The organism is Burkholderia diffusa (genome assembly GCF_902499115.1).
Classification (GTDB): domain Bacteria; phylum Pseudomonadota; class Gammaproteobacteria; order Burkholderiales; family Burkholderiaceae; genus Burkholderia; species Burkholderia diffusa.
Map to the genome: position 1 here is coordinate 1 of NZ_CABVPN010000044.1, position 12,418 is coordinate 12,418.

Here is a 12,418-nt window from a genome sequence, read left to right on the forward strand (position 1 = left end):
TCTCAGCGCAGCGTTTACAACCATTCCTTCCCCAAAACAAAAATGCCGTTCAGTCGCTTAACTGAACGGCATTACCGTTCGAAACGGGGCTTTTTGCTTTCCGGCGGTGGCGCGCCGCGAGGTCAGCCGCGCGGCTTGCCGAGCAGCGGCTTCAGCGCCGGCCAGACGTTGTCGAGCAGGATGCCCTGTGCCTGTTGCGCGGGATGCATCTGGTCCGCCTGGAACATCTCCGGCTTGTTCTCGATGCCGGCCAGCAGGAACGGCACGAGCGGTACGCCGAACTCCTTCGACAGGCGCGTGTAGACCGCATGGAATTTCTGCGTGTAGTCGGGCCCGTAGTTGGGCGGCACGTACATGCCGACCAGCACGACCTTCGCGCGCGCTTGTCGCGCATCGGTGATGATGTCGCGCAGGTTCTGTTCGGTCGTCGCGAGCGGCACGCCGCGCAGCGCGTCGTTCGAGCCGAGCTCGATGACGACGATCGACGGCTTCAGCCGTTGCAGCACCGCAGGGAGTCGCGCACGGCCACCGCTCGTGGTGTCGCCGCTGACGCTTGCGTTCGCGACGCTATAATCGATCCGCTCGGTTGCGAGCCGTTGCCGCAGCAACGCAACCCAGCCGGTGTCGCGCGGCAACCCGTATTCGGCCGACAGGCTGTCGCCGAGCACGACGAGCGCGGGCTGGCCCGATGTCGGGGCCGCCGTCGTCGCAGCGCGTGCGGGCACGTTTGCTGCGAGCAGGGTACCCAGCAGCGCGGCGAGCGCCGCGCGTCTTTTCAAGCGGAATGTCGTGTCCATGTTCAAGATTACCGATCCGATCATCGAAGTCCATGACGTGTGCAAGCGGGTCGCCGACGCAACGGGCGAGCTGACGATCCTCGACGGCATCACGTTCGCCGTGCGGCCCGGCAGCAGCCTCGCGATCGTCGGCGCATCGGGGTCGGGAAAATCGACGCTGCTCGGCCTGCTTGCGGGGTTGGACAGCGCGACGAGCGGCACGGTTCGCCTGCTCGGTCGTGCGCTCGACCAGCTCGACGAGGACGAGCGCGCCGCGCTGCGCAACGGCGCGGTCGGGTTCGTGTTCCAGTCGTTTCAGTTGATGCCGCACCTGACGGCGCTCGAGAACGTGATGCTTCCGCTCGAACTGCAGGGCGGCATCAACGCGCGCGACGCGGCCGATCGGGCGCGCGCATTGCTCGTGCAGGTCGGTCTCGGCGAGCGCACCGCGCATTATCCGAAGCTGCTGTCCGGTGGCGAGCAACAGCGCGTCGCGCTCGCGCGCGCGTTCGTCACGCATCCCGCAATCCTGTTCGCCGACGAACCGACCGGCAGTCTCGATGCAGCCACGGGCCACGCCGTCATCGACCTGATGTTCGAACTGAACCGCACGCACGGCGCGACGCTCGTGCTCGTCACGCACGATGCCGAACTCGCGCGGCGCTGCGCGACGACGGTCACCATCGACGCCGGCCGCATCGTCACGCCGCACGCGGCTTAGCGCGAGACCGAATTGCTTGCTGGCCGCGCCGGCTGGATCGCCCGGTGCGGCCGGCATGCGTTGGACGTTGTCGCGTCAGCGCTTGAGTGCCGCGCGCGCGCGCTCGATCAGCGCGGTCGTCGACGAATCGTGCTTCGCGGGATCGACCGATTCGGCCGACAGGTCGGCTTCGACGACCTTGCCGAGAATCTTGCCGAGCTCGACGCCCCACTGGTCGAACGGATTGATGTCCCACACCGTTGCCTGCACCAGCACCTTGTGCTCGTAGAGCGCGATCAGCGCGCCGAGCGTGCGCGGCGTCAGCGCATCCACCAGCAGCGTCGTCGTCGGGCGGTTGCCGGGGAACGTCAGGTGCGGCGCGAGCGCTTCCTTGCCGGGGCCGGCGACCTCGCGCGCTTCGTCGAGCGTGCGACCGAGCATCAGCGCTTCACTCTGCGCGAAGCAGTTCGCGAGCAGCTTCGGGTGATGGCTCGCGAGCGGATGCTCGGGCGTCAGCACGGCGATGAAGTCGATCGGCACGATCGTCGGGCCCTGGTGCAGCATCTGGAAAAACGCGTGCTGGCCGTTGGTGCCCGGCTCGCCCCACGTGACGGCCGACGTCGGGTAGTCGACGAACGTGCCGTCCAGGCGCGCGGACTTGCCGTTGCTTTCCATTTCGAGCTGCTGCAGGTACGACGGCAGGTAGTGCAGCGCTTCCGAATACGGCGCGACGAGATAGCTCTGCGAGCCGAAGAAGTTGCGGTACCAGATGCCGATCAGGCCGAGCAACACCGGCAGGTTGCGCTCGAGCGGCGCTTCGCGGAAATGGCGGTCCATGTCGTTCGCGCCGGCGAGCAGTTCGTCGAACTGCTCGGGTCCGATCGCGATCATGATCGACAGGCCGACCGCCGACCACAGCGAATAGCGGCCGCCGACCCAGTCCCACATTTCGAACACGTTGTCGGCGGAGATGCCGAACTTCACGACCTCGGCCGGGTTCGCCGACACGCCGACGAAGTGCTTCGCGAGCGCGTCTTCCGGGCAGCCGCGCGCGACGAACCAGTCGCGCAGCGAGCGTGCGTTCGTCATCGTCTCGAGTGTCGTGAAGGTCTTCGACACGATGATCGCGAGCGTTTCCTCAGGATCGACCTGTTCGAGCACGCGCGCGAGATCGGCGCCGTCGACGTTCGACACGAAGTGGGTCGAAATGTCCGGCGTCGCGACGTGGTGCAGCGCGTGCGTGACCATCTTCGGTCCGAGATCCGAGCCGCCGATGCCGATGTTGATCACGTGGCGGATGCGCTTGCCGGTATAGCCGGTCCATGCGCCGCTGCGCACGGCGCGTGCGAAGGTCGCCATCTTCGCGCGCTCGGCGCTGACCTGCGCATGGAACGGCGCGTGCGGGTCGGTCGCGCGCAATGCCGTGTGCAGCGCGGCGCGGCCTTCGGTCGGGTTGACGATCTCGCCGGCGAACATCGCGTCGCGGCGCGCCTCGACGCGCGCTTCGCGGGCCAGCTGCACGAGCAGGCGCAACGTGTCGTCGTTGATGCGGTTCTTCGAGAAGTCGGCCGCAAGGCCGCCGCCGGGGATCGTGAAGCGTTCGGCACGGGTCGGCGCGCGGTCGTTTTCCGGCGCGAACCAGTCGCGCAGCCGCGCGTGGCGGATCTGTTCGAAGTGGGATTGAAGGGCAGTCCAGGCGGGGAGCGAATTCAGCGTCATGGCGGTTCGAGTGAAGCGTGAATCGGGAGGAATGCCGCGCCGGCGCATCGGGATCGGAACGCCGGCGGACGAGCGGGCCCGCCGTGCGGCGGGGCACCCAGTATAGCGGCGTTATATGTCGGCGCGCGCCGACGGGTAAAAAAGGCGATTGATCAGCGTGCGCACCATCGGCGCGAGTTCGCCCGCGGTGAGGCCGGCCGGACCCGTGCCGTTCGCGGTCAGCGTGTCGGCCGCGAGGCCGTGCAGGTATACGCCCGCAAGCGCGGCTTCGTACGGCGCGACGCGCTGCGCGAGCAACGCGCCGATCAGGCCGCCGAGCACGTCGCCGGTGCCGCCGGTGGCGAGCGCTGCATTGCCGGTCGGATTGATCGTCAGGCGGCCGTCGGGCGCCGCAATCACCGTGCCCGAACCCTTCAGCACGACGATGCTCGCGTAGCGCGCGGCCAGCGCCTGGGCTGCGGCCAACCGGTCGTGCTGCACCGTCGTGGTGTCGCTGCCGAGCAGCCGCGCTGCCTCGAGCGGATGCGGTGTCAGCACGCACGCGTTGCCCCGGGTGCCGCGGGCAACAACGGCGGCCGCGAGATCGGCGTGCGTTGCGATGAGGTTCAGCGCGTCGGCGTCGAGCAGCGTCGCGGCGTCGTGCGCGAGTACGTCGCGCACGAGGGTGGCCGCGGCCTCGCGCGCGCCGAGGCCGCAGCCTGCAGCGATCGCGGACATCGCATCGAGGTCGAGATTGTCCGCGGGATGCAGCATCAGTTCGGGAAACGGCGGGTCGTACGGCGGTGCGCCGGTGCCGAGAAAGCCCACATGCACCTTGCCGGCGCCCGCGAACAGCGCGGCACGCGCGGCGAGGATCGGCGCGCCGCACATGCCGGTGTCGCCGCCGAGCACCGCCAGGCTGCCGAACGTGCCCTTGTGCGAAGCGAACGCGCGGGCGGGCAGCGCGGCGGCGAACCGTGCCGGTGCGTTCAGCACGACGGCTGGCGCGGCGGGCGGTGCGACGTCGAGCGACGCGACGTCGATCTCGCCGGCGAGGTCGCGGCCGTCGCCGGTATACAGGCCGGGCTTCGCACCGATGAAGGTGAGCGTGTGCGTCGCGGTGACGGCGGCGCCGGCGCCGACGATCCGGCCCGTGTCGCTGTCGAGCCCGCTCGGTACGTCGAGCGCGAGCACGCGGCCGCCGCTTCGGGCATGTGCGGCGATACGCGTGGCCTGGGCAGCGAACGGTCCGTCGAGTACGCGAGCGAGGCCGATGCCGAACAACCCGTCGACGACCCACGCGTAGTCGTCGAGCGAGGCGGGCGGCTCGGCCGACAGCGGCACGCCGGCCGCACGCGCGAGACCGAGCGCCCATTGCGCATCGTCCGGCTTGACCGGCACGGGCATCCAGGCCTGCGTCGCGACGCCGAGCTGCTGCAATTGCGCGGCGGCCACCAGCGCGTCGCCGCCGTTGTTGCCGGGGCCGACCGCGAACCAGACCGGGCGGTCGTCGCCGGCCACCCGTTCGGACAGCCAGCGTGCGGCGGCGGCGCCCGCGCGGCCCATCAGCGTGTGCGGCGGCAGTTCCGCGGTCGCGGCGGCCTCGGCCGCGCGCAGGTCGGCGACGCGCAGCAGCGCGAGCGGGGCGGGGTCGGGAAGCGGGCGGGGATTCGTCATCGCGGGGTCATGGCGGCAGGAGGAGGCCGCCCCGGGGACGGGCCCGTGGCGGTCAGGTCGCGAAGCGCGTGGCGCTCAGCGCGGCGAGCGTGTCGGCGGGCCACTGCTGCGTGTCGCCGCTCAGACAGTCGGTCACCACTTTAGCAGACCCGCACGCGAGGCCCCAACCGGCCGGGCCGTGCCCGAAATTGACGAATACGCGCGGATGCGGGGTCGGACCGACGACTGGCAGGCCGTCCGGCGACAGCAGTTGCGTGCCCTGCCACGACAGGGCGGCGGAAATCTTCGCGGCGCCCGGCACCCAGTCGTGGACGGCCTGGCCGAGCAGCGCGAGCGCGGCCTCGGACAGCGGCTCGGGGAGCGGCTTCGCGGTGTCGGCGAGGCTCTGCAGCACGGCGCCGCCGCCGATGCGCAGCCGCTGGTGGGTGCGCGTGATGGAGATCCGCTTGATCGAATCGACGACGCTCAGGTGCGGCGCATGTTCTTCGTACGCGACGGGGGCGGTCAGCGTATGCGCGCGCACCGGATGCAGCGGCAGCCGCCAGCCGAGCCGCTCGAGCAGCGGCAGGCTGCCGGCACCCGCGGCGACCACGATCGCGTCGGCCGACATCACGTCGACCTCGTGCGCCTTCGTCGCGTGCCGGCCGCCGGCCGGCGCGAGCTCGACCGCGGCCCGGCCGGAGTCGACGCGGATCGCGGCGACGTCCGCGCCGAAGCGGAACTGCACGCCGTGCTCGTCGAGCGTCTGCTTGACCAGTTTTGCGAACAGCGGGCAGTTTCCGGTGCGTTCGGTCTCGAGCAGCACGCCGCCGGCAAAGCCGGGCTCGGCCGGCACCGAAGGCTCGAGCGCCGCGCATTCGTCGGCCGTGAGCACCCGGTACGGCTGGTCGAGCGCACGCAACAGGTCGAGTGCCGGTTGCAGCGCTTCCCAGTCGCGCGGGTCGCGCACGACGTGCAGGATCCCGGGTTTCTGCTCGAATTCGAGCTGGAAGCGCGCCTCGATGTCGGCGAGCGACTCGCGCGACGCGTCGATCAGCGGGCGCAGCCGCGCGTACTGCGCGGCGAATGCGTCGGGCTCGCGCAGCGCGGCGAGCTGCTTGACGAAGCGGCGCACGCCGCCGTTGAAGCCCGGCTTGTAGACGATGCCGGTGTCGCGCGGCTGGCGCTGGCGCATGAAGGTCGGGCCGAACCAGACGTCGAGTGGGCTCGGCAGCAGCGTGCCGCCGTCGCCGTAGGTCGCGCCCTGCGCGACGGTCGCGTGGCGTTCGACCATGCATACGCGATGGCCGGCCGCGCGCAGCTGGTAGGCGGTGGCGACGCCGCTGATTCCGCCGCCGATGACAATGACATCCATGAATTGCTTCGATGACGGGCGGCGTGCATGCCGCCCGGTGAGGATTTGCTGACGGGCTCCCGGCCCGGTGAACCAGGAATGATAGCGCCAAAATCGCGCGAACCGGGCTCGCGCGACCTCGTCCGATTCCGCCGCCGGGTGGTTGCCGGCTACCGCGGCCGCGCGCGCCGGCCTGGCGGGCCGCTGCGTGCGGCGGATGCCGGCGCACCGTCGCGGTGCGTGACGGGTGCCGATCAGCCGGTCTGGGATGGCCGACTTCCGGGTATAATTACGGCCTTCCTTTCGCCCCACGTCGCCACCTCGCGCGACTCATCGACGTCAGTCCAGCCCATGGCTCACTTCTCGTGTTTTCCCGGCGCTTCGGCCCTCTCCGATTTCCGTCAAACCCGTCTGCTCGACACGCTCAGGCAAATCGACGCCAACATCGTCGCGGTGCGCGGCCAGTTCCTGCACTTCGTCAATGCGGCCGAGCCGCTGTCGGCCGACGACAGCGCACGCATCGACGCGCTGATGCACTACGGCGCGCCGTTCGAGCCGGCGGCCGAGAAGGGCACGGCCGAGACCTTCGTCGTGCTGCCGCGCTTCGGCACGGTTTCGCCGTGGGCGAGCAAGGCGACCGACATCGCGCAGCACTGCGGCCTCACGCAAGTGCGCCGCATCGAGCGCGGCGTCGAATTCACGGTCACGCTGAAGTCGGGCCTGCTCGGCGGCAAGAAGGCGCTGTCCGACGACGCGCGCGCAGCCGTCGCGGCCGCGCTGCATGACCGGATGACCGAAAGCGTGGTCGCCACGCGCGACGACGCGAAGCACCTGTTCGACGAACTGCCGGCCAAGCCGCTCGAGATCGTCGACGTGCTGGGCGTCGGCCGTGGCGCGCTCGAGCGCGCGAACGTCGAGCTGGGCCTCGCGCTCGCCGACGACGAGATCGACTACCTGGTCGACGCGTTCCGCAAGCTCGAACGAAACCCGACCGACGTCGAACTGATGATGTTCGCGCAGGCGAACAGCGAGCATTGCCGCCACAAGATCTTCAACGCGCAGTGGACGATCGACGGTGAAGCACAGGACATGTCGCTGTTCGCGATGATCCGCAACACGGAGAAGCTGAGCCCGCAAGGCACGATCGTCGCGTATTCGGACAACTCGTCGATCATGGTCGGCGCCGAAGCCGAGCGCTGGTTCCCGCGCAACGCGGGCGCGGCCGGCGAGCCGGGCGAACGCTACGGTCGTCACACCGAGCTCACCCACACGCTGATGAAGGTCGAGACGCACAATCACCCGACGGCGATTTCGCCGTTCCCGGGCGCGGCGACCGGCGCGGGCGGCGAGATCCGCGACGAAGGCGCGACGGGCCGCGGTGCGCGTCCGAAGGCCGGCCTCACGGGCTTCACCGTGTCGAACCTCGATCTGCCGGACGCACGCCAGTCGTGGGAAAACGCACGCGACGCGGCCCAGCCGGTCGGCGAGCGCAACCCGAACGATGCGCACGGCCCGTACGGCCGCCCGGACCGCATCGCGTCGCCGCTGCAGATCATGATCGACGGCCCGCTCGGCGGCGCCGCGTTCAACAACGAATTCGGCCGTCCGAACCTCGGCGGCTACTTCCGCGTGTACGAGCAGAACGTCGGCGGCCAGGTGCGCGGCTATCACAAGCCGATCATGATCGCGGGCGGCCTCGGCAACATCGCGGATCAACACACGCACAAGCACGACGTGCCGGCAGGCTCGCTGCTGATCCAGATCGGCGGCCCGGGGATGCGGATCGGCATGGGCGGCGGCGCGGCGAGCTCGATGGCGACCGGCGCGAACACGGCCGAACTCGACTTCGACTCGGTGCAGCGCGGCAACCCGGAAATCGAGCGGCGCGCGCAGGAAGTGATCAACGGCTGCTGGCAGCTCGGCGCGGAAAACCCGATCCTGAGCATCCACGACGTCGGCGCGGGCGGCCTGTCGAACGCATTTCCCGAAATCGTCGACGGCGCGGGCAAGGGCGCGCGCTTCGAACTGCGCAAGGTCGCGCTCGAGGAATCGGGCCTGTCGCCGCGTGAAATCTGGTCGAACGAGGCGCAGGAGCGCTACGTGCTCGCGATCGCGCCGGCCGACCTGCCGCGCTTCGAGGCGATCTGCGCACGCGAGCGCTGCCCGTTCGCGGTGGTCGGCGTCGCGACCGACGAACGCCAGCTGAAGCTCGTCGACGACGAAGCGACGGGCGTCGAGGAATTCCCGGTCGACATGCCGATGGAAGTGCTGCTCGGCAAGCCGCCGCGCATGCATCGCGACGTCACGCGTGTGACGACGGAGCGCGCGCCGGTCGACGTGACGGGCATCGCGCTGTCGGAAGTCGCCGTCGACGTGCTGAAGCACCCGACGGTCGGCAGCAAGTCGTTCCTGATCACGATCGGCGACCGTTCGGTCGGCGGCACGTCGGTGCGCGACCAGATGGTCGGCCCGTGGCAGGTGCCGGTGGCCGACTGTGCGGTGACCGCGCTCGACTACGCGGGCTTCAAGGGCGAGGCGATGACGATGGCCGAGCGCACGCCGCTCGCGGTGATCGACGCGCCGGCATCGGGCCGCATGGCCGTCGGCGAGGCGATCACGAACATCGCGAGCGCGCCGATCGCGTCGCTCGACAAGCTGAAGCTGTCGGCGAACTGGATGGCCGCGTGCGGCACGGCCGGCGAGGATGCCGCGCTGTTCGACACGGTCAAGGCGATCGGCATGGAGCTGTGCCCGGCGCTCGGGATCGGCATCCCGGTCGGCAAGGATTCGCTGTCGATGAAAACCAAGTGGGATGAGCAGGGCGTCGCGAAGGAAGTGGTGTCGCCGGTGTCGCTGATCATCTCCGCGTTCGCACCGGTCGAGGATGTGCGCCGCCATCTGACGCCGCAACTGCGCCGCGTCGCCGATGCGGGCGACAGCGTGCTGATCGCGATCGATCTTGGCCGCGGCAAGAACCGGATGGGTGGCAGCATCTTCGCGCAGGTCACGCAGCAGGTCGGCGACACGACGCCGGACGTCGACGATCCGGAAGACCTCAAGCGCTTCTTCAACGCGATCCAGTCGCTCAATGCACAAGACAAGCTGCTCGCGTATCACGACCGCTCGGACGGCGGCCTGTGGGCGACGGTGTGCGAAATGGCGTTCGCGGGCCACGCGGGTGTGTCGCTGAACGTCGATATGCTGACGCTCGACCCGAATCACGAATCCGACTATGGCGACGCGAAGGACTGGGCGAAGCAGACGAGCGGCCGTCGCGAGGATCGCACGCTGCGCGCGCTGTTCTCGGAGGAACTCGGCGCCGTCGTGCAGGTGCGCGCGGCCGATCGCGACGCGGTGCTCGGCGCGCTGCGCGACTTCGGCCTGTCGGCCTGCTCGCACGTGATCGGCACGGTCAACGATCGCGACGTGATCGAGGTGTACCGCGACGCGAAGAAGGTGTTCGACGCGCCGCGCGCTGAACTCCATCGAGCATGGAGCGAAGTGAGCTGGCGCATCGCGCGCCTGCGCGACAACCCCGCCTGCGCGGATGCCGAATACGACGCGCTGCTCGACGCGGCCGACCCGGGCATCTCGCCGGTGCTGAGCTTCGATCCGGCCGACGACATCGCTGCGCCGTTCATCGCGACGGGCGCGCGCCCGCGTGTCGCGATCCTGCGCGAGCAGGGCGTGAACTCGCATCTGGAAACGGCATATGCGTTCGACCGCGCGGGCTTCGACGCGCACGACGTGCACATGAGCGACCTGCTGGCCGGCCGCGCGACGCTCGCCGATTTCGCGGGCGCGGTGGCATGCGGCGGCTTCTCGTACGGCGACGTGCTGGGTGCGGGCGAGGGCTGGGCGAAGACGATCCGCTTCAACGCGCAGCTCGCCGACATGTTCTCGGCCTTCTTCGCGCGTCCCGACACGTTCGCGCTCGGCATCTGCAACGGTTGCCAGATGCTGTCGAGCCTTGCGTCGATGATTCCGGGCGCGGAGGCATGGCCGAAGTTCACGCGCAACAAGTCCGAGCAGTTCGAGGCGCGCTTCTCGTTCGTGGAAGTGGAGAAGTCGCCGTCGATCTTCTTCGCGGGGATGGAAGGCTCGCGGATTCCGGTGGCGGTCGCGCACGGCGAAGGCTATGCGGACTTCTCGCAGCAGGGCGACATCGATCGCGTCGCGGTCGCGATGCGCTACGTCGACCACCGTGGCGAGGCGACCGAACGTTATCCGTTCAACCCGAACGGCTCGCCGGCCGGCATCACGTCGGTCACGACGGCCGACGGCCGCTTCTCGGTGCTGATGCCGCACATGGAGCGCGTGCACCGCACGGTCACGATGAGCTGGCATCCGGAAGGCTGGGGCGAAGCGAGCCCCTGGATGCGCGTGTTCCGTAACGCACGCCGCTGGATCGGCTGATGTTCGATCCGCACGCACCGGTCGAGATCGTCACGCTGCGCGACGAACGCGCGAGCGATGTCGATGCGATCGGTCGTGTGATCGTGGCCGCGTTCGCGGACGAGCCTCAGCAGGGTCGATTCGAACGGCAGATCGTCGATGCGCTGCGCGCGGAGGGTGTGCTCAGCGTGTCGCTCGTTGCGGAGCGCGACGAGCGCGTGATCGGTCACGTCGCGTTTTCGCCGGTGTCGATCGGCGGCGAGCCGGCCGGCAACCAGCAGTGGTACGGGCTCGCGCCGCTCGCGGTGCTGCCTGAATGCCAGCGGCAGAGCATCGGCGCGGGGCTCGTGCGCACGGGGCTCGACGCGTTGCGCCGGCTCGGTGCGCGCGGCTGCGTCGTGCTCGGCGATCCCGCGTATTACGCGCGTTTCGACTTTGTGCGGTCCGGCGATCTGGTGTTCCCGGATGCGCCGCCCGAGTATTTTCTCGCGCTGTCGTTCGACGAAGCCGCGCCGCGGCCGTCGGGCGAGGTCCGCTACCACGATGTGTTCTATCCGGCATAGCGGTTCACCGCGCTGCCCGTACGCGATCCCGCAGTCCTGAAAAGCCGCCTTGAAGCGGCTTTTTCCTTGTCCGGCCGCCGCGTGGGCCGGCCCACCACAAGCATGCGTGAAAAAGAAAAAGGCCGCTCCGGGGAGCGGCCTTTGCGTGGGCGATCGTCGCCGACGTTACTGGATCTTCGCCTGCTGGCGCAGGCCTTCCTCGAACGCCTGCAGCTTCTGCTGCACGAGCTGCTGCGCGATCTGAGCCTTCACCTGGTCGAACGGCGGCGGGGCGATGTCGCGTACGTCGTCGACACGGATGATGTGCCAGCCGAACTGCGTCTTCACCGGCGCGTCGGTCATCTGGCCTTTCTGGAGCTTCTGCGCGGCGGCCGCGAATTCCGGCACGTACGCCTTCGGATCGGACCAGTCGAGGTCGCCGCCGTTCTTGCCCGAGCCCGGGTCCTTCGAGTACTGCTTGGCCAGATCCTCGAACTTCGCGCCGGCCTTGATCTTCGCGATCAGGTCCTTCGCCTGTTGCTCGCTGTCGACGAGGATGTGGTGCAGGTGATACTCGCGGTTGCCGCCGGCGCCCTTCACGAGATCGTCATAGCGCGCCTTCACTTCCGCGTCGGTCGGCTGGTTCTTCTTCAGGAAGCTCTCGATCATCGAGCGCAGCACCACCGTCTGCTGCGCGACGGCGACCTGTGCCTTCACGTCCGGACGGTTCGGGATGCCTTCGCGGATCGCTTCCTGCATCAGGATTTCGCGGTTCACGAGTTCCTGGCGCACGGCTTGCTGCAGCTGCGGGCTGTCGGTCTGGCCTTGCTGGACGAGTTGCGCGACCATCGCGTCGGCGCGCGACTTCGGAATCGGCGTGCCGTTGACGACGGCGATGTTCTGGGCGAATGCCGGTGCCGCTGCAAATGCAGCCGCCGCGACCCACAGGCGGGGGGATTTCAGGATCATCGGGAATTCCTGTTGAGACTAGATTGAAGATTCGTTGAATTCTTCGGGCGTATAAGCCACGATCGCGAGCGCATGAATGCCGCGCTGCATCGCATCAGCGAGCGCATCATACACCAGCCGGTGCCGCGCGACGCGCGGCTTGCCCGCGAAGGCGGCCGACACGATCGTCACGGTGTAGTGGCCGCCGGCGGCCGCGCCGGCGTGGCCCGCATGCTGCGCGCTGTCGTCGCGCACCGCGAGCGATAGCGGCGCGAGCGATGCGGTCAGGCGCGCTTCGATCAGCGCGATGCGTTCGTCGGGCGATGCTTGGAGAAAGGCGTCGTTCATG

The 12,418-nt window shown here is 69.2% G+C and carries 9 protein-coding genes; 3 read left to right on the top strand and 6 right to left on the bottom strand.

The window, feature by feature from the left end; all coding sequences use genetic code 11:
• Positions 1 to 122: 122 nt before the first annotated feature.
• Entirely contained in the window at positions 123 to 797 is a 675-nt protein-coding gene (locus BTE28158_RS30725; RefSeq protein WP_151052409.1) for an arylesterase, read from the bottom strand.
• Between BTE28158_RS30725 and BTE28158_RS30730 the strand changes: the two genes are divergently transcribed.
• Positions 796 to 1,497, top strand: coding sequence for an ABC transporter ATP-binding protein (locus tag BTE28158_RS30730; RefSeq protein ID WP_059680043.1), 702 nt, complete (start codon positions 796 to 798; stop codon positions 1,495 to 1,497). The genes BTE28158_RS30725 and BTE28158_RS30730 overlap by 2 nt on opposite strands.
• Positions 1,498 to 1,572: 75 nt before the next feature.
• Here BTE28158_RS30730 and pgi read toward each other — a convergent pair whose 3' ends face one another.
• From pgi to BTE28158_RS30745, 3 genes are all read right to left on the bottom strand, one after another.
• Entirely contained in the window at positions 1,573 to 3,195 is a 1,623-nt protein-coding gene (gene pgi / locus BTE28158_RS30735) for a glucose-6-phosphate isomerase (RefSeq protein WP_151052407.1), read from the bottom strand.
• A gap of 111 nt (positions 3,196 to 3,306) precedes the next feature.
• A complete protein-coding gene (locus BTE28158_RS30740) occupies positions 3,307 to 4,851 on the bottom strand; it encodes an NAD(P)H-hydrate dehydratase (RefSeq protein WP_174920269.1) in 1,545 nt (514 codons plus the stop codon).
• A gap of 52 nt (positions 4,852 to 4,903) precedes the next feature.
• A complete protein-coding gene (locus BTE28158_RS30745; protein WP_059604153.1) occupies positions 4,904 to 6,205 on the bottom strand; it encodes an FAD-dependent oxidoreductase in 1,302 nt (433 codons plus the stop codon).
• A gap of 330 nt (positions 6,206 to 6,535) precedes the next feature.
• On the opposite strand from BTE28158_RS30745, the gene purL reads away from it, so the two are divergent.
• Positions 6,536 to 10,600 carry a phosphoribosylformylglycinamidine synthase gene (purL, locus tag BTE28158_RS30750; RefSeq protein WP_151049561.1) on the top strand — a complete coding sequence of 1,355 codons (4,065 nt, stop codon included), beginning with the start codon at positions 6,536 to 6,538 and terminating at the stop codon, positions 10,598 to 10,600.
• Positions 10,600 to 11,142, top strand: a complete 543-nt coding sequence (locus BTE28158_RS30755; RefSeq protein ID WP_124622560.1) for a GNAT family N-acetyltransferase — start codon at positions 10,600 to 10,602, stop codon at positions 11,140 to 11,142. The genes purL and BTE28158_RS30755 overlap by 1 nt, the downstream gene beginning before the upstream one ends.
• Before the next feature lie 165 nt (positions 11,143 to 11,307).
• Here BTE28158_RS30755 and BTE28158_RS30760 read toward each other — a convergent pair whose 3' ends face one another.
• Positions 11,308 to 12,090, bottom strand: coding sequence for a peptidylprolyl isomerase (locus BTE28158_RS30760; protein WP_059529712.1), 783 nt, complete (start codon positions 12,088 to 12,090; stop codon positions 11,308 to 11,310).
• Positions 12,091 to 12,108: 18 nt separating this feature from the next.
• Positions 12,109 to 12,417, bottom strand: coding sequence for a BolA family protein (locus tag BTE28158_RS30765; protein ID WP_059604165.1), 309 nt, complete (start codon positions 12,415 to 12,417; stop codon positions 12,109 to 12,111).
• Position 12,418: the final 1 nt, after the last annotated feature.

Bases quoted from the DNA above. Each gene is read 5' to 3' on its own strand.
- BTE28158_RS30730 (WP_059680043.1), top strand. From the start codon at position 796: ATGTTCAAGATTACCGATCCGATCATCGAAGTCCATGACGTGTGCAAG.
- BTE28158_RS30725 (WP_151052409.1), bottom strand. From the start codon at position 797: ATGGACACGACATTCCGCTTGAAAAGACGCGCGGCGCTCGCCGCGCTG.
- pgi (WP_151052407.1), bottom strand. From the start codon at position 3,195: ATGACGCTGAATTCGCTCCCCGCCTGGACTGCCCTTCAATCCCACTTC.
- BTE28158_RS30740 (WP_174920269.1), bottom strand. From the start codon at position 4,851: ATGACGAATCCCCGCCCGCTTCCCGACCCCGCCCCGCTCGCGCTGCTG.
- BTE28158_RS30745 (WP_059604153.1), bottom strand. From the start codon at position 6,205: ATGGATGTCATTGTCATCGGCGGCGGAATCAGCGGCGTCGCCACCGCC.
- purL (WP_151049561.1), top strand. From the start codon at position 6,536: ATGGCTCACTTCTCGTGTTTTCCCGGCGCTTCGGCCCTCTCCGATTTC.
- BTE28158_RS30755 (WP_124622560.1), top strand. From the start codon at position 10,600: ATGTTCGATCCGCACGCACCGGTCGAGATCGTCACGCTGCGCGACGAA.
- BTE28158_RS30760 (WP_059529712.1), bottom strand. From the start codon at position 12,090: ATGATCCTGAAATCCCCCCGCCTGTGGGTCGCGGCGGCTGCATTTGCA.
- BTE28158_RS30765 (WP_059604165.1), bottom strand. From the start codon at position 12,417: ATGAACGACGCCTTTCTCCAAGCATCGCCCGACGAACGCATCGCGCTG.